Below are 19,501 nucleotides of genomic sequence, written 5' to 3' on the forward strand. Positions count from 1 at the left end.
CGACCCGCTCGACGACAGGGCCGCTCCGCGCCGTCAGCGGACCAGGAAGTCCTTGCGCAGCATGCAATGGACGCCCTTGTGCTGGTTGACCGTCTGCGTCACCCGCAGGTCGGCGGCGATGCTGCACAGGGCGTAGGCCTCGTCGCGGGTGATGCCGGTTCGGGCGACCACCAGGTCGATCATCTCCCGCAAGGCCCGCTCGGCGCAGCGGTCGAGGTCGGGGTCGAGGCCCATCGTGATCACGTGGGTCGGCGTCTCGGCCTGAGGGGTGGTCAGGTGCAGGTCCTGGCGCAGCACGAACTCGAACGTGCCGGAGAGCGCCGTCTCGATCGCCGTGACGTTGACCTCGCCGTCGCCCTGCGCGCCGTGGCCGTCGCCGCAGGAGAACAGGGCGCCCTCCGCGAAAACCGGCAGGAAGAGCGTGGTGCCGGCGACGAGCTCCTTGTTGTCGAGGTTGCCGCCGAACGCGCGCGGGATGATCGAGGTGCAGCGGCCCCAGGCCGGCGGCGGGGCGACCGCCATCACGCCGAAGAAGGGCGAGAGCGGCAGCTCCAGCCCCCAGGGCATCCGGGCGGTCCGGCGCTCCCGGTCGAGGGGGATGTTCATGTGGTGGAAGACGGGAAACTCGTCCGGCAGGGTGCCGGCGAGCGGCCGGTGGCGGTTGTAGCCCCAGTCCTGGCGCAAGGAGACGTCGAGGATCCGCACCTCGAGCACGTCGCCGGGACGCGCGCCTGCGATCGCCACCGGCCCGGTCAGGATGTGGCCGGAGGGGACGCCCGTCTCCGCGGCGTGAATCGCGCGCAGCTCCGGCGGCACGTGGAACCCCTCAGGCGGCAGGGCGTCGGGTCCGCCGGACACCGTCTCGATCGTGACCCGCTCGCCGCTGCGGATCGCCAGGACCGGCGGTACGCCCGCGTCGAGGTAGCCCCAGCGGCAGGTCTCGGGCGAGGCGGTCAGGCGATGCGTCATGCGGGGAGATCCAGGATCGGCCGGCGCGGTGTCGCCCGCCTGCCAGCATCGCCCGCCGAGCCCGGCGCGTCGAGGGCGGCGGCGCCGGAACCGGGCCGGCGCGCTATCGGCGTCCCGCCCAATACTCGTCGCGCAGGAGGCGCTTGAGGAGCTTGCCCGTCGGCGTGCGCGGCAGCTCGCTGCGGAAGTCGATGCTGCGCGGCACCTTGTAGTGGGACAGGCGCGCGCGGCACCAGGCGATGATCTCCCGCGCCGTCTCGGGCGTGCCGTCGATGCCGGCGCGCAGCTGAACGACGGCCTTGACCTCCTCGCCCATCTCCTCGTTCGGCACGCCGAAGACCGCCACGTCCTCGATCGCGGGATGCGAGACGAGCAGGTCCTCGGTCTCCTGCGGGTAGATGTTCACCCCGCCCGAGATGATCATGTACGCCTTGCGGTCGGCCAGGAAGAGGAAACCCTCCTCGTTGACGTGGCCGATATCGCCGAAGGTGGCGCAGCCGGGGCGGAGATAGGCGGCGGCGGTCTTCTCCGGGTCGTTGCGGTACTCGAACTGCACGCCGCTGTCGAAGTAGACGGCGCCAATCTCGCCGGGGGGCAGCTCTTGGCCGGCCTCGTCCGCGATGACGATCGGACCGGTCAGCGAGCGTCCGACCGTGCCGGGAAACCGTTGCCACTCCTGCGAGGTGGCGAGCGTGACCCCGTTCGCCTCGGAACTCGCATAGTACTCGACCAGGATCGGCCCCCACCACTCGATCATCGCCGCCTTCACGTCGCGCGGGCACGGGGCGGCGGCGTGGTAGACGACGCGCAAGGTGTCGTGCCGGTAGCGGGCCCGCGTCGCCTCGGGCAGCTTGAGCATGCGCACGAAATGCGTCGGCACGAACTGGCCGTGGGTGACGCCCCAGGTCTCGATCTGCTGGAGCACCTCCTCGGCGTCGAATTTCTCCGTGACCAGGGCCGTGCCGCCGAGCATCGCCGTCATCATGGCGAAGCGCAGGGGGGCCGCGTGGTAGAGCGGGGCCGGGGAGATCAGGACGGTGTCGGGCCCCATCCCGCCGATCGTCTCGCACAGGCTGGACATCAGGGCCGGGATCACGGTGTCGATCGGGCGCGGCTCGAAGCGGCGCACGATGCCCTTCGGGCGCCCCGTGGTGCCCGAGGAGTAGAGCAGGTCGGCGCCGGCCGCCTCGTCGGCGACCGGCGTCGCCGGCTGGCCGGCGGCGAGGGCCTTCCAGTCGCGTTCGGGCGGCGAGGCCCCGCCGCAGACGAAGAACCGCGCCGTCGGGCAGGCGGCTGCGAGATCGTCGAGGCAGGCGGCGAAGGTGTCCGAGACGATCGCCACCGTGGCGTCGCAATCGCCGACGATGTAGGCGATCTCCGCCGCGGCCAGATGGGTGTTGATCGCGGTGTAGAAGATGCCGCTGCGCTGGCAGGCCCAGGCGAGGGCGAGGAAGTCCAGGCGGTTCTCGAACAGCAGGGCGACATTCCCGCCCTGGCCTACCCCGAGGGCGCGGAGCGCGTGGGCGTTGCGGTTCGACCGGGCGTCGAGCTCGGCATAGGTCATGGTCTCGCCCGAGCGCGCCATGCGGTAGGCGACCTTGTCCGGCGTGACCCGGGCGAAGTGCGACGGGTGCTTCATGCGCGATCCTCCCCCTCCGCGGCGCCGCGCCTCGGCCGGTCGTCGAGGCCGAGCCCGCGGCCGATGATCTCCTTCATGATCTCGGAGGATCCTGCGTAGATCCGGCTGACCCGGGCCGCGGTGTACATCCGGGCGATCTCGTATTCCTCCATGAAGCCGGCGCCGCCATGCAGCTGCAGGCAGGCATCGACCACCGCCCCTTCCGTCTCCGAGGCGTGCAGCTTGACCTCGGCGGCGAGCTCGGACGACAGCGCCCCGTCGAGGTGCTCGGCCGCGCAGGCATCGACGAAGGCCTGGGCGGCGTCGAGCCGCGCGCGCAGGTCCGCCAGGACGAAGCGGGAATTCTGGAAGGTCCCGAGGGCGCGGCCGAAGACCTTGCGCTCCTTCACGAAGTCGAGCGTGAGGGCGAAGGCCCTTTGCGCATGGGCGAGGAACTGGACCGCGCCGATCAGCCGCTCCTCGGCGAGGTTGTGCATCATCAGCTTGAAGCCGCCTGCCGCCGGCCCGAGGAGATTCTCCTTCGGCAGGCGCATGTCGGTGAAGTGCAGCTCGGCGGTGTCCTGCGACTTCAGGCCGATCTTCTCAAGCCGCCGGCCGCGGGCGAAGCCCGGCCGGTCGCCTTCGACCAGGAACAGGCCGATCTCGTGCCGGCCGGGCCCGGTCCGGGCCGCGACCACGACGAGGCCGGCCAGGATCCCGTTCGAGATGTAGGTCTTGGCGCCGTTGAGGAGCCAGTGGTCGCCGCGATCCTCGGCCCGGCTGCGCAGGCCCGACAGGTCCGAGCCGGCATCCGGCTCCGTCATGGCGATGGCGAGGATCGTCTCGCCCGAGACGATGCCGGGCATGAACCGGTCGCGCTGCGCCGGGGTGCCGAAGCGATGGATGTACGGCGCGACGATCCGGTTGTGGAGCGGGATGTAGAGGCCGTTCTCGCGCGCCGCGAGCTCTTCCGTGAGCACCATGTCGAAGCGGAAATCGTCGAGCCCCAGGCCGCCATGGGCGGGGTCGGCGAACATCGCCAGGAAGCCCTGCGCGCCGGCCTTGCGCCAGACCTCGCGCGAGACCATGCCTTCCTGGCGAAAGCGTTTCGATTGCGGGTAGACCTCCGCCTCGGCCCAGCGCCGGACCGTGCGGCGGAACTCCTCGTGCTCGGGTTGGAACAGGCGGCGTCTCAGCATCGTCGCTCCTCGGGTGGCGGCAGGCACCGGGGTGCCGCGTCGGGTCTGGGCTCTCCCGCCGTCAGGGCCTGGCGACAGTGGATGTGACGACCAGCGGGCACTCGCTCTCCGCCAGGGGGCGGAGCATGTCGGCACTCCTGACGGTGGCGCGGACGCTCATCAGGTCCCACTCGCCGCGCACGTCCTTGGGCGCCTTGACCTCGACGAGCAGCATGTCCCGTTCGAGCCGCCCGTCCGGGCGCAGGACGGCGCCCCGGGTCATGAAATCCTCGACCGGCATCGCCTTCATCCGGTCCATCACCACGACGCCGTCGTCGGAGCCCGTCGCCTCCACCGCCTTGAGGTAGTGGCGCACGGCGCTGTAGACGGCCGCCTGCGCGTGGGTCGGCGGCTTGCCGTGCCGGGCGGCGAAGCGCCGGGCGAAGGCGCGGCTCGGCTCGTCGTGGTCCCAGTAATAGCCGGCGAGGAAGGTCGTGCCCTGGGCGAGCGCATTGCCGATCGCCTTGACGTTGACGAGGGTGAAGATCGGGACGGCGAGCTTCACGCCTTCGCGGATCAGCCCGAACTCCGCCGCCTGCTTGATGGCGTTGGTGGTGTCGGCCCCGGCATTGAGCAGCGCCAGGACCTGCATGTCGGTGCCGCCGGCCTGGACCAGGAACGAGCTGAAATCGGCCTGGCCCAACGGATGCCGGACCGCGCCGGCGACCTTGCCGCCCTGCTGTTGCAGGGTCGCGGTCAGGTCGCGCTGCATCGCGTGGCCGAAGGCGTAGTCGGCGGTGAGCAGGAACCAGCTCCGGTGCGTGTCGTCATAGAGGGCGCGCGCGAGGCCCCGGGCGAGGGCGTAGGTGTCGTAGAGCCAGAGCGCCGCCGAGGGCGAGCAGGCCTTGCCGACGAGGTCGGCATTGCCGCTGCCGACATGGACCACGACCTTGCGGGCGGCGCGCGTCACCTCCTGGACCGCGAAGGACACGGCCGAGTTCGAGATGTCGAAGAACGCGTCGGCGCGGTCGACGTCGAGCATCCGGCGCGCGAGGCCGGCGCCGATATCGACCTTCTGCTGATGGTCGGCCGAGAGGAGCATGACCGGCGCGCCGCCGGCCCGGCCGCCGGCATCGTCGATCGCCAGCTGGGCGGCGACCGCCGAGCCCTTGCCGGCGGTGTCGCTGTAGGCCGACGACTGGTCGTTGAGCACCACGACCTTGACCGAACCGTCGGAGATCTCGGCCCGGCCGGGGCTGGGCGCCGCCAGGGCGAGCAGACCGGCGAGGGTCGATGCGATGATCCGTTTCATGTCCTCACCCCCCTCGAAGCGTCGACCATCCCGTTCATTGGTTTGCCTGTCCGATCGGGCCGTCCTCTGCGGGACGTTGCTCGCTCTGCGCGATCGGAGATCTTGTCGGCGTCGCCGTATCCGACGAGATATTCAATACCTGGCCGGAGAATTTGATTTTTGCGACATGTTTCCTGTCCCGCCCACGACAACACCCCGAGGTGCGACCGAAGGGAGACGTGAAGGAGGCCACCAGGACTCGCCGTGATCTCTGGAACCGTCCTTCGAGGCCCGCTTCGCGCAACGATCTGCGATCGCCGGTCACCTCAGGATGAGGTTGCGGGCTGGATCGATCACGGCGAACGGGCTCCCGCACCCTTCCCTTGCACCCGTCGAGACGAGCCTACGCCGCCGTCGTGACGGCTTCACCGCCCGGTCCAGACCGGCGCGCGCTTCGCCGCGAAGGCCGCCGGTCCCTCGGCCGCATCGTCCGACGCCAGCATCCGCCGCATCGCCGGATAGTCCCACTGCTCGGCCAGGGCCTGCTCCAGCGGCACCGTCAGGCCCCGCAGCACCGCCTCCTTGGTGGCCCGGACCGAGAGCGGGCTGCAGGCCAGGATCTCGGCCGCGACGGCGCGGGCCGCCGGCAGCGGATCGCCGTCGACGACCTCGGTGACGAAGCCGAGATCGAGGCCCTCGCGCGCCGAGACCCGGCGGCCGGTCAGCATCAGGGCCATCGCCCGCTTGAGGCCGACCGCGCGCGGCAGGCGCTGCATCCCGCCGGCGAGCGCGGCGAGGCCGACCTTCGGCTCGGGGAGCGCGAACAAGGCCGCCGCCGAGGCCACGACGATGTCGCAGGCGAGCGCCAGTTCGAAGCCACCTCCCATGGCGGCGCCGTTGACCGCGGCGATGACCGGCTTCGTCAGGTCGAACCGTCCGGTCAGGCCGCCGAAACCGGAGGTCGGCGTCACGAGGCCGCCGCCGGCGGCCTGCTGCTTCAGGTCGTGCCCCGCGCAGAACGCCCGGCCGGCGCCGGTGAGAATCGCGACCCACTGGTCGTCGTCGGCCGCGAAGGCGTCGAAGGCCGCCGCCATCTCCTCGTGCGCTGCGGCATTCAGGGCATTGTAGGCCGTGGGCCGGTTGATCGTCAGCACGGTCACCCGGTCCTCGCGGGTAACCGTGATGAACTCGTACGCGCCGGCCTGCATCACAGGGCCTCCACGATGGTGACGTTGGCGATGCCGCCGCCCTCGCACATCGTCTGGAGGCCGTAGCGCAGGCCGCGGGCCTTGAGCGCGTGGACGAGCGTGGCGAGCAGCTTGGTGCCCGACGCGCCCAGCGGGTGGCCGAGCGCGATCGCCCCACCGTTGACGTTGAGCCGGTCCGGATCGGCGTCGAGCGCCCGGAGCCAGGCGAGGGGCACCGACGCGAAGGCCTCGTTCACCTCGTAGAGGTCGATGTCGCCGATGCGCATCCCGGCCTTGTCGAGGGCGCGCCGCGTGGCGGCGATCGGCTCCTCCAGCATGATGACCGGATCGCCCGCGGTCACCGCCAGGGTGACGATCCGCGCGAGCGGGGTCAGCCCGTGCCGCTTGAGCGCCGCCTCGCTCACCACGAGCGCCGCCGAGGCGCCGTCGCAGATCTGGCTCGCATTCGCCGCCGAGATCACCCCGCCCTCCTGCAGGAGCTTGACCGCGGCGATGCCCTCGAGCGTCGCATCCGCCCGGATGCCCTCGTCGGTCCGGTGCTGGCCGTCGGCCACCGCCAGCGGCACGATCTCGCGCTCGAAGGCGCCGGCCTCCGTGGCGGCGGCCGCCCGGCGGTGGCTCTCGAGGGCGAAGCGGTCGAGCGTCTCGCGCGCGAGCCCGTATTTCCGCGCCAGCGCCTCGGCGCCGGAGAACTGGCTGAAGGCCGCGACCCCGTAGCGCTCCCGGATGCGCCCGCTCACCGGCCCGGTGCCGATCCCGGCCTTCTCGTGCAGCGCGATGTTGGAGAACATCGGCACCCGCGACATGCTCTCGGCGCCGGCCGCGATCACCACGTCCTGGGTGCCCGACATCACGGCCTGGGCGGCGAACTGCACCGCCTGCTGCGAGCTGCCGCACTGGCGGTCGATCGTCACCGCCGGCACCGTCTCGGGCAGGGACGAGGCGAGGACGGCGTTGCGGGCGAAGGCGAAGCCCTGCTCGCCGGCTTGCGTGACGCAGCCCAGGATCACGTCCTCGATCGCCGCCGGGTCGATCCCGGTCCGCGCCACCAGCGCGTCGAGGACGGCGCCGCCCATGTCGGCCGGGTGCCAGCCGGCGAGCCTGCCGTTGCGCTTCCCCCCTGCGGTGCGGACCGCCTCGACGATGTAAGCCTCGGCCATGCTCATCTCCTGCCGGTGAAGTCGGGTGTGCGCCGGGCGAGGAAGGCCGCGACGCCCTCGCGGCCGTCCGGGCTCCGGCCGGCCTCCGCGATGGCGCGGGCCTCGCGCTCGAGCTGCGTCTCCAGGCCGGAGCCGAGGCTCTCGGCGAGGAGGCCGCGGGCGAGGCCGAGGGCCCGGGTCGCGGAGGCCGCGAGCCGGCCGGCGACCTCCGCGCCCTCGCGCGCCAGCGCCGCGTCGTCGACGGTGCGGGTGACGAGGCCGATCCGCTCGGCCTCCTCGGCGCCGACGCGGCGGTTGGTCAGGATCATCTCCTGTGCCCGGCGCAGGCCGACGAGGCGGGGCAGGAGCCAGGACATCCCGCCATCGGGGCTCAGGCCCACGCCGCCATAGGCCGCGGTGAAGTGGGCGGAGCGCGCCGCCAGCACGACGTCGCCCGCAAGCGCGAGGCTCAGCCCCGCCCCGGCCGCCGGCCCGTTGACCAGCACCAGCAGGGGCTTCTCCATCCGCATCAGGCGCGAGACCGCCATGTGCAGGGTGCCGGCAAGCTCGCTGAGGACGCCCGGCAGCGCCTCGTCCGCCCCCGCCATCACCCCGAGGTCGCCGCCGCCGCAGAACAGCCGGCCGTTACCGGTGAGGACGACGCAGCGGATCGCCGGGTCCTGGTCGCAGCGGATCGCCGCCGCGAGGAGGCCGCGGGCGAGGGGAAGGTCGATCGTGTTGCCGGCGCTCGGCCGGTCGAGGGTGAGGGTGGCGATCGCCCCCCCGACCGAGACGTGGACGGGGTCGCTCATGCGCGCGCCTCCGCTTGCCCCGTCCTGGCCTTCCAGTCGCGCCGGATCTTCTTGGCGAGCGACCATTTGTGCACCTCGGTCGGCCCGTCATAGATCCGGAAGGCGCGCACCTCGCGAAACACCTGCTCGACGATGGTGTCCTGGGTCACGCCGCTGCCGCCCATCACCTGCACGCAGCGGTCGGCGATGCGCATCAGCCCCTCGCTGACCGCGACCTTGGCCATCGAGCTCTCGGCGATGCCGGGGGCCCCGCCGTCGAGGATGCCGGCGCACCAGTCGATCATCAGCTCGGCCTGCTTCAGGTCGATGAGGTTCTCGGCCAGCATGAAGCCGACGCCCTCGTGCTCGATCAGCGGCTTGCCGAAGGCGTGGCGCCGGTTGGCGTAGTCGGTGGCGATCTCGTTGGCGCGCAGGCAGGCGCCCGTCCAGCGCATGCAGTGGGTCAGCCGCGCCGAGGCGAGGCGGACCTGGGCATACTGGAAGCCCTCGCCGGCGCTGCCGAGCATCTGGTCGGCGGGGACCCGCAGGCCCTCGATCGTCACGACGGCGTGGCCGCCCGGCATCGAGCTGTCGAGGGTGTTGGGCACCCGCTCGATCCGGATCGCCGGATCGGGAAGGTCGACGAGGAACATGCAGGCGCCCTCGGCCGCCTTCGCCATCACGATGCCGATCGAGGCCCCCGCCGCCCCGGTGATGAAGGCCTTGCGGCCGTCGATCACCCAGTGGTTGCCGTCGGGCCTGCAGGTGGTGATCATCATCGAGGGATCCGAGCCGGCGCCCCCCTCCTCCGCCGGCTCGGTCATGAAGAAGGCCGAGCGCGCCCGTCCGGCGACCAGGGGGTCGAGGAAGCGCTCGCGGATCCCGGGGCTGCCGACCTTCGCGAGCAGGAACATGTTGCCCTCGTCGGGCGCCGCGGTGTTGCAGGCGAGCGGGCCGAGAGGCGAGAGGCCGGAGCGGATCAGCACCGCCGCCGTCTCGCGGTGGCTGAGGAAGCTGCCGTCCGGCCGGATATGCGGGGTGAGCACGCCGGCCTCGCGGGCCCTGGCGCGCAGCTCGGCGACGAGATCGTCGGTCGGGCAGTCGTGGTGGTCGCGCCGCGGGTCCGTCTCGTAGGGCGCCACGACGTCGCGCACGAAGCGCTCGACCCGCCCGGCGAGGGCCGTGGCCTCGGCGGAGAGGCGGTGATCGGGAGAGGGCAGGGCGCTCATTTGGCGGTCATCCGGATCGCGCCGTCGAGGCGGATCACCTCGCCGTTGAGCATCGGGTTCAGGACGATGCCCTCGACGAGCTGCGCGAACTCGTCCGGCTGGCCGAGGCGGCTCGGGAACGGCACCTGCTGGCCCAGCGAGACCTGCACCTCCTCCGGCAGGGTCGCCAGCAGCGGCGTCAGGAAGATGCCGGGGGCGATCGTCATCACGCGGATGCCGTAGCGGGCGAATTCGCGGGCGAGCGGCAGGGCCATGCCGACGATGGCGCTCTTCGAGGCGGCGTAGGCGGCCTGGCCGATCTGCCCGTCGAAGGCGGCGACGCTGGCGGTGTTGACGATGACCCCGCGCTCCTCGCCGATCGGCTCCGCCCGGTGCAGCCGGCCGGCGAATTGCGACAGGGTGTTGAAGGTGCCGATCAGGTTGACGTCGATGATGCGGCGGAACTCCGCCAGGGGCAGCACGTCGCCCTCGCGGCCGATGACCTTGGCGGGCGGCCCGATCCCGGCGCAGTTGACGAGGATGCGAGCCTTGCCGTTGAGCCCTTCCGCCTCGTCGAGGGCGGCGGCGATCGCCCGCTCGTCGGTCACGTCGGCGGCGACGAAGCGGCCGCCGATCGTTGCGGCGTGCCGGTGGCCCAGCTCGGCGTTGCGGTCGATGATCGTCACCTTCGCGCCAGCCGCCGCGAGCCGCGCCGCGGTCGCGCCGCCGAGCCCCGAGGCGCCGCCCGTCACCACGGCACCCGCATCCTTGATACGCATGCATCCTCCCCTGTCAGTCGAGTCTGCCGTCGAGGCGGACCCGGCCGGTCTGACCGCAGGCCGGCCGATTCAGGTCCCCTCGACGGCCTGTCGTCTTGTCGTTGACTGATGAAGAACCGGCGGTCGCCCGCGGCGGACGTTGGCGATGGAGCTTGGTCCGTCCCGATGCCCCGGCTCTGTCCGGATCGTCCCTGAGGACCGGACGCGACCTGGACTCTCCTCGCCGGCCGGGCAGCTCCGCCGATCGGCATAGGGAGACCTCGGCAGCGCCGTTCCCAGCTCGCCGGCCGCCGCCTTGTGAGCGTTTCCTACCTTCTAGGACATTATATTCTCATCGGTATATTGAACCCGGCCCGCATCCATGTCCACTGGGGTTCGCAGGAATTTTTCGGGACATGCGGCCGTTGGCGAACTCACCCTCTCCCTTCAAGACCGCGACCGCGCGGCGCCGCGAGCGCGAGGCGAAGCGGCAGGCCGTCCTCCTGGCGGCGGTCCGGATGTTCAACGAGCGCGGGTTCCACGCGACCTCGCTCGACGACGTTGCGACCAGCCTCGGGGTCACCAAGCCGACGGTCTATCACTACCTCGGCAACAAGGATCAGATCCTGCTCGAATGCGTGACCTTCGGTCTCGAGCAGCTGCTGGAGGCGGTCGAGGAATCGCGCGCGGCGACCGGGACCGGGCTTGAACGCCTGCGCTGCTTTCTTCGCCGCTACGCCGAGATCAACATGGGCGATTTCGGGCGCTGCGTGATCCGCACCGGCGACGAGGCGTTGTCGCCCGAGAGCGCGCGCTCCTTCCGGGCCCTGAAGAAGCGGATCGATCAAGCCATGCGCGACCTGATCTCCGACGGCATGGAGGACGGCTCGATCGCCCGGAGCGATCCCTGGATCGCGGCCTTCACGCTGGCCGGGGCGCTCAACTGGCCGGCGCGCTGGTACGATCCGCAAGGGTCGCGCGGGCCGGCGGAGGTTGCGGCCGAGATGGTCGATTTCCTTACCCGGGGCCTGGCGCCGAGAGCCTGAGACTTGGAGTCCGAGACCCGGGGGTCCGAGACCCAGAGGCCCGAGACCGCTTCCGGGCCGCGGCGGCCCGGCAGGCTTCCGTCTGTCCAACCGGTCTCCTCCGAAGGATGCTTGAAAATTCACATGAGTATGATCCATACTCATGAGTAAGTTAAAACATGAGACGGCGGGGTGGTGCACGGACCGCCCTGGCGAGGCACGCCGCCTCGGATGCGGCGCGACCCGCCGGAGGTCCGCTGGGGTCGCCCTCGTGATGCCGTTCGCCATCGGGGCACCGGGCGGGACAAGTCCCGGGCCTCCCGCAGGAGGAAACCATGACGAACGCCCCTCTCACCCGGCGGACGATGCTGGGCGGCCTCGCCGCGCCCGCCCTCGTTTCACCCGCCGTCTTGGGCCTGTCCGGCCGCGGCGCCCGGGCTGCTGCTGGCGGCCCGGTCACGATCGGCGCGCTCAGCGACCTGTCCTCGGCCTACGCGGATATCAGCGGCCCGGCGCTGGTGAAGTCCGTCCAGATGGCGATCGACGATTTCGGTCCCTGCCTCGGCCAGAAGGCGAGGCTCGTCTCCGCCGATTGCCAGCTCAAGCCGGACGTGTCCTCGGCCATCGCCCGGCGCTGGTACGACCAGGAGGGCGTCGACGCGATCATCGACCTGCCCTCGACCGCCATCGCGCTCGCGATCATGCAGCTCTCGGCCGAGCGCCGAAAAATCGTGCTCGCCACCAGCCCGGGCTCGTCGGACATCACCGGCAAGTTCTGTTCGCCCTACACGACGCAATGGACCTACGATTCGCACGCGATGGCGAAGACGATCGGCCCGGCGATCGTCCGGGACGGCGGCGACAGCTGGTTCTTCATCGCGGCCGATTACGGGTTCGGCGCGGCGCTCGTCAACGACATGACCCAGGTGGTGCAGGCGGCCGGCGCGAAGGTGCTGGGAACCGTCCGGGCGCCCCTCGGCACGCCCGACTTCTCCTCCTACCTGCTCCAGGCGCAGGCCTCGGGGGCGAAGGTCGTCACGCTGGCCAATGGCGGCGCCGACGCGGTCAACTGCATCAAGCAGGCTCACGAGTTCGGGCTGCAGCGGGAGGGCCAGCGCGTCGCCGCGATGGTGCTGATGGACACCGACGTGCGCAGCATCGGGCTGCCGATCGCGCAAGGAACCCTGTTGGCGACCGCCTTCTACTGGGACCGGACCGCGGAATCCCGCGCCTGGTCGCAGCGCTTCCGCGCCCTCGTCGGGCGGATGCCGACCATGCTCCAGGCCTCGGCCTATAGCCAGGCGACGCATTACCTGAAGGCCGTGCAGGATGCCGGCACCCGGGACGCCGACCGCGTCATGGACAGGATGCGGGCGCTGCCCGTCGACGACTTCTACGTGAGGAATGGCCGGGTGCGGCAGGACGGGTTGATGCTGCACGACATGTATCTCGCCAAGGTCAAGCGGCCGTCCGAGTCGACGGCCGAGTGGGACCAGTACTCCCTCGTGGCGACCGTACCTGGCAGCGAGGCGTTCCGGCCCCTGCAGGGCAGTGCCTGCAAGCTCGTCTGAGCCGGCCGCGCCGACACCATCGGTGAGGTCCGCCCGGGCTTCGCCCGGTCTCATGGTCCTCGCCGATGCAGGTGCGGCCGGATTGCGCCCCGCGGCGGCACGCCCGCGCGGCGCGGCGCGATCGCGCGGGTAGAACGTCGCGTCCCGACGCGGGCGAGCCTCAATCCGGGTTCGAGAACACGCGGCCGCCGATGAACGCCATCTCGCGGTCGGGTCGGGCCGGGCTGCCCTGCGAGCCATAGGCGAAGAAGAGGCGGCGGCTCTGCCCGTCCGGCCCGGTCAGGGTCAGCGTGTGGCGGTCCAGCGCGTAGCGCCCGCCTTCCGGCGCGCGCCGCCGGCCGATCGCGGAGCCCACCCCGGTGCTCGCGCCCGAATTCGTCGCCCCGACCGAGCCGCCGCGGCCGTAAGTCCCGTCCTGGCGGAAGTCGTAGCGGTTCGAGACCGCGATCGTCACGTCGCCGCCCATCGCGCTGGTGCCGCCGCCCGAGAGGCGCCGGTAGGAGCGCGCGATCGTCCGCTCGTCCGCCTCGGCCGGGAAGGCGCGGAAGAACGAGCCGTCCTGGAGCTTGTAGTCCTGCGGCTTGCCGTCCCGGCCGCTCAGCCGGTAGGCCTCGCCGATGCGGGTCCAGCGGCCGAACCGGCGCGGATGGGCGGCGCGCTCGGCCGCGAGGTCGACATCCTCGAGGGCGGCATCCGCGATCTCGTAGCTGGTGCCGTCGCCAAACAGGATCAGCGGCTCGTACTCGATCACCATCATGCCGCCGACCCCGACGCCCGTTGCGGCGCGGAAATACACCCCCTCGACCTCGGCCCAGTTCGCCGCGTGGCGCGGCGCGGCCAGCGGCTCCGCCGCGGGACCGGGGAGCGTCGGCGGCGCCACAGCCACGGACGGGGCGGCGGGAGGGCGTGCGGCGGATGGCGTCTCCCGCGACGGGCGGCGGCCGCCCTGTCCGACCAGCCCGTCATCGGTGAGCGCGACCGCCCGGAGCTTGGCCGGCGGGATGAAGTCCTTCGACAGGCCGGCGAGGAAGGTCGGCAGCGTCCCGAGGCGCTTCGCCGCCTGCCAGCCGGCATGGTGCAGGACGGCACGCAGCTTCACCTGCTCGGCGAAGGCGGCGCGGGAGAGCGGCTGCGACAGGGGCGGCTTGTCGGCCAGCGGCGCCACCATCCGGCGCCGTACCGCCCGGAGCGCGCCGGCGCTTGGCTCGACCGCCGCATCGTTGGCGACCATCCATTGCAGCACGATGAAGGCGGTGAGCACGTCCCCGGCATCGTCCGCCCGCAGATCGGTGCCCGTCAGGAAGCTCCGGAAGATCGCGTCGTAATCGTGCCGGCTCATCTCCCGGGCGATTTCGGCCGCCGCGACCGGGTTGCTGGCGCGCAAGTCCCTGACGTGCCGGGCGACCGTCTCGGCGCGCAAGCCCGCCGAGGTGGCGAAGGGAAGGGCGGGTGCCTCGGCCGAGCGATTGTCGAGCCCGCTGTCGGGCATGGGCGCCTGCGGGGATTGTATCTCCGCGCCCAAGGCCTGGGCCGCGGCTGCCGCGGGCAGCAGCGGGATGAGGGCGACGGCGAGGAGCCGGGCGGTGAGTGTCATGGCGCGCTCCGCGCTGAGGCGACGAGGGGGTGGTCAGCGGCTCGGGCCCGGAGCGCAAGCCGCGAGCGGCAGCCGCTCCAGGTGGAAGACGCGGTTCTGCGCGTCGGGCGGAACGAAGCGCCCGGCCCGGCCGCCCGGCGGGCATCCGGCATCCGGGCTGAATCCCGCCCGTGCGTTCGCCGTCGTGGGCATCCGCGAGGCCGCGTCGTCGTTGACGACCGCGAGGCGGCCGCCGGGCAGGGCTTCGAGCGCGAAATCGCCGGCGCAGCTGGCGTTTCGTCCGCAGCGCCGGATCCGGCCGCGCTCCTCCAGGCAGCCGACCTCGCCCTCGGACGAGGTGCCGTCCGCGAAGTCGATGCGCAGCCTCAGGGTCAGCTCGGGATCGACCCGGCCGGCTTCGGCCCGCAGCCGGATCAGGTCGCGCGACGAGCCCCCGAGGTGCAGGCCGGTCACGACTTGGCCGGGATGGCGGGCGAGGTGGGCGGCATCGTAGCGGCGCCCGTAGCAGGCTCCCGCCGGCGGGAAGGCGCGCTCGGCGACGAGGCCTCCGGCCCGCGCGCTCCCCTGCCCGAGGAGCGCGGAGAGGCCACCCGCCGCGGCGAGCAGGAGCCGTCGTCCCGCCCGGCTCACGGCCGCCACGCCCTGACGAGAGCCACCATTCCGGCGACCACTCCGCCGATCAGCGTGAGCGCCATGAAGGGCAGGAGCGGGAGGACGAGCCAGCCCATCACCATCATCCGATAGAGCAGGCCGCCGATGTCGAGGCCGGCGACCCGGCAGGGATTCGCCCGCGCCTCGTTGACCTCGCATCCCGTCAGGCGGGCGATCGCCAGGGAGAGGACGAGGAGCAGGAACGGCGCCCAGACGATCAGCACACCGGCGAGGAGCAGGAGCCGGCTCCCTCTGCGCAGGGGCAGGGCCCAGGGCTTCACCGCCCGGTCCCGGTGCAGGGGCGCCAGACCCGCTGGTAGCCGGCATCCCCTGGCCGGCCGTAGCACCAGCCCGCCGCGGCGAGCCGGCGGTCGATGGCGTCGCGCCGGTCGCAGGCCGCGAGCGTGGCGGGGTCGTCGCCGCGCCCGCCGCGGCAGGCGCCGTTGAGGGCCGTCCAGTCCCGCAGCAAGTGCGGGACGTCGGCGGCCTGCACGATCCCCCCGAAGCCGAGGAGAAGCGCGGCGAGCAGGAGGGGGCGGACCGCCACGCGCCGCCTCACCGCATCGCCACCGAGGCGGCCACCCGCTCGGTGCGGGCAAGGGCCTCCGCCTGGGACGCCGGCGCGAGGCCGAGGACCCGCAGATAGCCCGTCACGTCGAACCGGATCACCTGCGTGACCGCGACCGGGCGACCGCTCTTCGGATCGGTGCCGGCGGCGCGCAGGCGGTGGAAAACCGTGCCGTCGCGGGTCGAGCGGTCCTCCTCGGTGATCGTGACGTCCTTGATCTCCCGGAAGGTGGCGAGGGCCTTGCGGGCGAAGGCACCCTCCTGGCCGGGGGGAATGGCGGCGCGGCCCATCGCCGGGGCGACGACGACGAGCGGCTGCGTGCCGTCGGGATCGATGTCCTTCGGGCCGTCGGTGAGCATCAGGGCGTTGCCCATCAGCGTGCGCACCGGGCGGAAGCCCGCGAGGTCGCCGACGGTGTAGGGCAGGGCCGCCATCTGGTCGGCGAGACTGCCGGGAGCCCGGAACGCGATCGTGGTCAGGGCCGCCTCGACGGCCTCATCGGGTACCTGCCCCCGCGCGGCTTCCGGCACCTGCACGGTGACGAGGCCGGTGCCGGCCCCGCCCCGCACCACCGCGACCCACTTGGTGTAGCTCTGCCCGTTGGCCGCCTGGCGGCCGCGCAGCACCCGGCCCTCGCCGCCGGCGACGCGCAGGGCCGCCCCGGACCCCTGAGCCTCGAAGCCCGTGGCGCGCAACGCCTCGGGGGTGAATTTTTCGACGAGCTGGCCGTAGGCCTCTTCCGGCATCTCGGTGATGAGGATCGAGGCGCCGGACCGGTGCTCGAATCCCGCGAAGGCCCGGGAGGGCACCATGCCGGGCGGCGGCGCGAGGCCGACGGACGCGGCGGGGGGGAAGATCGCCTCGGCGGCGAGGGCCGGGGACGCCGATGAGAGCAGGCAAAGAGCGGCCAGAAGCCGGCCGGCGGTGCGAAGGGACGATGCCATCATGGGTCTCCCGAAGTCAGCGCGTCGCGACGCGGCTGAGCACGAAGGTGTTGCCGGAGAACTGGACCTGTCCCGGCGCGCTCATGTGCTCCAGCATCAGGCGCAGGTTGCGGCCGAGCCGGGCGGAATCGGAGCGGGTCTCGTACCAGTACTCGGCGGCCGACGCCCCCGCGCGCACCGGGCGGTGGTGCTCGTAGCAGCGGAAGGCCGCCATGTACTCCTCGGCCGCCTGGACCTCCTGGGGCGAGAAGCCGTTCATCCGCACCACGTAGGCCGTCGGCAGTCCGCCGCAGGCCTCCCCGCCGGAGGCGGCCGCGACCGCTCCCGGGCCAGGGACCGCCGCGCCCGTTCCCGCCGCCGCGCCTTGCTCCGTGCCGCGGCGGGGCGCCACCACCCCGTCGACCTTCGCGGTGAGCGCCGCCGCGACGTCGCCGGCGATGACCTTCGCCTCGGCGCCGACCCGCTCCAGCAGGCATTCGCGGTCGCATCCCTGCGGCAGCGGCGGCAGCTGCACGCCCGCCACCTCGAACGCGCCGAGGGACTGGCCGGTGCGCACGTTGAGGAGCCGGCCCGGAATGCGCACTTCCGGCCGCACGATGTCCGAATAGGCCGACTTCGACGCCGAGGCATAGATCTGGAACACCGCCACCACGTCGAGGGGCGGGTTCTGCACCGCGCGGGCGACCTCGATCAGCTCGGCGTCGCGCCGGCGCACCCGGTTCGGTTGGCTGAAGCCCATCGCCACCGCGGTCTCGTCGTAGACGTTGTAGCCGCGCAGGTTCATCGTCTCGGAGAGCTCGGCGATCACCCGCTGGAAGATGCGGTTGCCGCGCGGCACCGAATCCTCGTCGGCATCCTCACCCATCACCACGACGTTGGGCTTGGGCTGGGCGAGCGCCGGGCCTGCGACGAGCGCGAGGCCGAGGGAGAGTGCGGCGAGGGCGCAGCGGCGCGCGGCGGCACGGATGAGCGGCATCGTGGTCCTCCTGAAGCGGGGATGTCGGGTCACTCGGAGCAGGGGCGCGGCGTCGGCGCCGCCGCGAAATCGTCGAGGTCGAGGGCGACGCGCAGGCGCGGGTCGGCCAAGGTGTCCGCCAAAGTGTCGGCAGCGGGCTCGCCGCAGGCCGCCTCGGCGGCCGGGCCGATGAAGCGGAGCGCGCCGTGGCGGGCGGGGGCGAGCAGGCTGACCTCGACCCGGCGGTTGACCCGCGACAGCGGCGCGGCCGGGTCCTTCGGGCGGTTCGGCCCCCAGCCATGCACGCGCAGCCGGCCCGGATCGATGCCGTAAACCGCAACGAGATGGGTCCGCACCGCGCGTGCCCGGGCCAGCGACAGGCGCCGGTTATGGGCCGGGCTGCCCGCCGCATCGGTGTGGCCGGCGATGAGGAAGCCGTGGCCGGCGAGGTCCCGCGAGGCGAGGGCCTGGCCGAGCGGCTCGAGCTGGATGCGCGCCTCCGGCGTCAGGCGGGCGCTGTCATAGGCGAAGAAGACCGTGAGATCGACCGAGCGGGCCGGATCGACGCGGACGGACGGTCCGCCGTCGTCGGGGGTCAGCGCCCGCGCGGGGCTGCCGGGATTCCCGTCGGCGAAGGGGGCGAGGGAGCGGATGATCGCGGTGGCGGAGGGGTTGCGGACTTGCGCCTCCGCCGGCGCTTGCGCCGGCCCGGCCTCGTCGAGCCGCTCGGCCCGGCCCGGCGCCTCGGTCAGCGGGTTCGCCCGCGCCGCGCTGTTCAGTGCGACGACGAGGCCGAGAGCCAGGGCGAGGCAGGACCGGCCGAGGCGCCGCTTCGCCGTGCGCCGCAAGGCGCTCTCCTCCGGGACGGCCGGCCGCGCCGGGCCTGCGTCGATCCTTTCCATGATGTGTCTCCTCGCGGGCCTTGCTTCGGCCCCCACACCCCGTGCCTGGACAGGCCAGAGCGGCTTTCGCCGCGCCGGCGGACGATTTTTTTCGTGATGGGGTCAGCGCCCGCGCAGGATCGCGTTCATCCCGGCCGGATCGAGGGGAGCGTCGGGGGCGGGCCGGGCGGCGGGCCTCGCCGCCGGTGTCGGCTGCGGCGCCGGGTCGGCGGCGGCCGTGGCGGCGGCCGGGCGGCCCTGGCGGGCGGCGATCTCGGACAGGATGCGGCTGCGCCCGAGGATCGCCGAGAGACGCGTCGCGGCGTTGAAGCTCGACGGGTCCTTCGGGTCGAGGCCGCCCTCCTTGTGCAGCGCGACGCCGGCCACCGAGGAATCGTACATCAGCGAGCCGGAGGAGCCGCCGAGCGTGTCGCAGCGGTGGCGCAGGTCCGGGCCCTCGGCCTGCTCCTTCATGGCGAAGCAGCGGAAGCGGCTCATCACCTTCGGGCGCCCGAGGGGGTGATGGATGACGAGCATCGAGCGGTTGCCCGCCACCGCCTCGCCCGAGAGCCGGGCCGCGCCGTAGGTGGCGGTCGGGTTGCCGGCGACGCGGGCGAGGGCATAGTCGAGGCGCGCGTCGAACTCCACCGGCTTCGGGTCGATCTCGAACCGCCGCGAGCCCGCGCCGTCGAGGGTCAGGTAATCCATCAGGATCGAGGCCTTGACCGGGGTCAGGTCGCCCGATTGCGGCAGGCAATGGTGGTTGGTCAGCACGTAGTCGCCCGGCAGCAGCGAGCCGGTGCAGGAGGCGCCGACCATCTGACCGGTGCGGGCGTTCTTCAGCACGATGTCGACCCGGCCGATCGGGCGGGCCAAAGCCGCGAGGCCATCCTTCGGGTCGAGCTCGGCGATCGGCTCGAACGCGCCCTTGTTGCGGTCGACGTAAGAGGCCGCGTCGCCGGTCGTCTGCCGCAGCGGCAGTTGCGCGCGACCGTAATCCGCAGGATCGAACCCGACGCTCTGCGCCCGCGCAGGTTCAGCGGCGCCGAGCGCCAGGATCAGGCTGATGATTCCGCAAGTGTCCCCCTTGGTCGAGCGGCGTGTCCGGTGGCTTGTGGCCATCGCTGTCCTCCTCTCGGCGGCGGCTTTATG

General features: G+C 72.5%; 19 protein-coding genes. 2 read left to right on the forward strand and 17 right to left on the reverse strand.

Annotated elements, in window-relative coordinates:
- Positions 1-33: 33 nt before the first annotated feature.
- The 9 genes from DA075_RS30600 to DA075_RS30640 all read right to left on the reverse strand — a co-directional run bounded on the left by DA075_RS30600 (position 34) and on the right by DA075_RS30640 (position 10,181).
- Positions 34-969 carry an acetamidase/formamidase family protein gene (locus tag DA075_RS30600; protein ID WP_099956950.1) on the reverse strand — a complete coding sequence of 312 codons (936 nt, stop codon included), beginning with the start codon at positions 967-969 and terminating at the stop codon, positions 34-36.
- Positions 970-1,072: 103 nt separating this feature from the next.
- On the reverse strand, positions 1,073-2,608 hold the full coding sequence (locus DA075_RS30605) for an acyl-CoA synthetase (protein ID WP_099956951.1): 1,536 nt from the start codon (positions 2,606-2,608) through the stop codon (positions 1,073-1,075).
- A complete protein-coding gene (locus DA075_RS30610; RefSeq protein WP_232388948.1) occupies positions 2,605-3,786 on the reverse strand; it encodes an acyl-CoA dehydrogenase family protein in 1,182 nt (393 codons plus the stop codon). The genes DA075_RS30605 and DA075_RS30610 overlap by 4 nt, the downstream gene beginning before the upstream one ends.
- A 61-nt stretch (positions 3,787-3,847) precedes the next feature.
- Entirely contained in the window at positions 3,848-5,077 is a 1,230-nt protein-coding gene (locus DA075_RS30615; protein ID WP_099956952.1) for an ABC transporter substrate-binding protein, read from the reverse strand.
- Positions 5,078-5,481: 404 nt separating this feature from the next.
- On the reverse strand, positions 5,482-6,264 hold the full coding sequence (locus DA075_RS30620; protein ID WP_099956953.1) for an enoyl-CoA hydratase-related protein: 783 nt from the start codon (positions 6,262-6,264) through the stop codon (positions 5,482-5,484).
- Positions 6,264-7,424 carry an acetyl-CoA C-acetyltransferase gene (locus DA075_RS30625; protein ID WP_099956954.1) on the reverse strand — a complete coding sequence of 387 codons (1,161 nt, stop codon included), beginning with the start codon at positions 7,422-7,424 and terminating at the stop codon, positions 6,264-6,266. Before DA075_RS30625 ends, DA075_RS30620 begins: the two co-directional genes overlap by 1 nt.
- A gap of 2 nt (positions 7,425-7,426) precedes the next feature.
- Positions 7,427-8,215, reverse strand: a complete 789-nt coding sequence (locus DA075_RS30630; protein ID WP_099956955.1) for an enoyl-CoA hydratase/isomerase family protein — start codon at positions 8,213-8,215, stop codon at positions 7,427-7,429.
- Positions 8,212-9,423 carry an acyl-CoA dehydrogenase family protein gene (locus DA075_RS30635; protein ID WP_099956956.1) on the reverse strand — a complete coding sequence of 404 codons (1,212 nt, stop codon included), beginning with the start codon at positions 9,421-9,423 and terminating at the stop codon, positions 8,212-8,214. The genes DA075_RS30630 and DA075_RS30635 overlap by 4 nt, the downstream gene beginning before the upstream one ends.
- Positions 9,420-10,181 (reverse strand): SDR family NAD(P)-dependent oxidoreductase, encoded by a 762-nt coding sequence (locus tag DA075_RS30640; RefSeq protein WP_099956957.1) that lies wholly within the window; start codon positions 10,179-10,181, stop codon positions 9,420-9,422. Before DA075_RS30640 ends, DA075_RS30635 begins: the two co-directional genes overlap by 4 nt.
- A 404-nt stretch (positions 10,182-10,585) precedes the next feature.
- On the opposite strand from DA075_RS30640, the gene DA075_RS30645 reads away from it, so the two are divergent.
- Both DA075_RS30645 and DA075_RS30650 read left to right on the forward strand, forming a co-directional pair.
- A complete protein-coding gene (locus tag DA075_RS30645; RefSeq protein ID WP_232388954.1) occupies positions 10,586-11,206 on the forward strand; it encodes a TetR/AcrR family transcriptional regulator in 621 nt (206 codons plus the stop codon).
- Positions 11,207-11,520: 314 nt separating this feature from the next.
- Complete coding sequence (locus tag DA075_RS30650) at positions 11,521-12,756, forward strand: ABC transporter substrate-binding protein (protein ID WP_099956959.1); 1,236 nt, start codon at positions 11,521-11,523, stop codon at positions 12,754-12,756.
- Positions 12,757-12,916: 160 nt separating this feature from the next.
- On the opposite strand, the gene DA075_RS30655 is transcribed toward DA075_RS30650, so the two are convergent.
- The 8 genes from DA075_RS30655 to DA075_RS30690 all read right to left on the reverse strand — a co-directional run bounded on the left by DA075_RS30655 (position 12,917) and on the right by DA075_RS30690 (position 19,471).
- Positions 12,917-14,350, reverse strand: coding sequence for a hypothetical protein (locus DA075_RS30655; RefSeq protein ID WP_244936684.1), 1,434 nt, complete (start codon positions 14,348-14,350; stop codon positions 12,917-12,919).
- Positions 14,351-14,383: 33 nt separating this feature from the next.
- Positions 14,384-14,989 carry a hypothetical protein gene (locus DA075_RS30660; protein WP_232388957.1) on the reverse strand — a complete coding sequence of 202 codons (606 nt, stop codon included), beginning with the start codon at positions 14,987-14,989 and terminating at the stop codon, positions 14,384-14,386.
- Positions 14,977-15,282, reverse strand: coding sequence for a hypothetical protein (locus DA075_RS30665; RefSeq protein ID WP_244936685.1), 306 nt, complete (start codon positions 15,280-15,282; stop codon positions 14,977-14,979). Before DA075_RS30665 ends, DA075_RS30660 begins: the two co-directional genes overlap by 13 nt.
- Positions 15,279-15,548, reverse strand: coding sequence for a hypothetical protein (locus tag DA075_RS30670; RefSeq protein WP_099956960.1), 270 nt, complete (start codon positions 15,546-15,548; stop codon positions 15,279-15,281). The genes DA075_RS30665 and DA075_RS30670 overlap by 4 nt, the downstream gene beginning before the upstream one ends.
- Before the next feature lie 8 nt (positions 15,549-15,556).
- A complete protein-coding gene (locus DA075_RS30675) occupies positions 15,557-16,513 on the reverse strand; it encodes a hypothetical protein (RefSeq protein WP_244936686.1) in 957 nt (318 codons plus the stop codon).
- Between the two features lie 16 nt (positions 16,514-16,529).
- Positions 16,530-17,489 carry a hypothetical protein gene (locus DA075_RS30680; protein ID WP_099956962.1) on the reverse strand — a complete coding sequence of 320 codons (960 nt, stop codon included), beginning with the start codon at positions 17,487-17,489 and terminating at the stop codon, positions 16,530-16,532.
- 29 nt (positions 17,490-17,518) lie between these two features.
- Positions 17,519-18,370 (reverse strand): OmpA family protein, encoded by an 852-nt coding sequence (locus DA075_RS30685; protein ID WP_099956963.1) that lies wholly within the window; start codon positions 18,368-18,370, stop codon positions 17,519-17,521.
- Positions 18,371-18,472: 102 nt separating this feature from the next.
- Entirely contained in the window at positions 18,473-19,471 is a 999-nt protein-coding gene (locus DA075_RS30690; RefSeq protein WP_099956964.1) for a trypsin-like serine peptidase, read from the reverse strand.
- Positions 19,472-19,501: the final 30 nt, after the last annotated feature.

The organism is Methylobacterium currus (genome assembly GCF_003058325.1).
GTDB lineage: Bacteria > Pseudomonadota > Alphaproteobacteria > Rhizobiales > Beijerinckiaceae > Methylobacterium > Methylobacterium currus.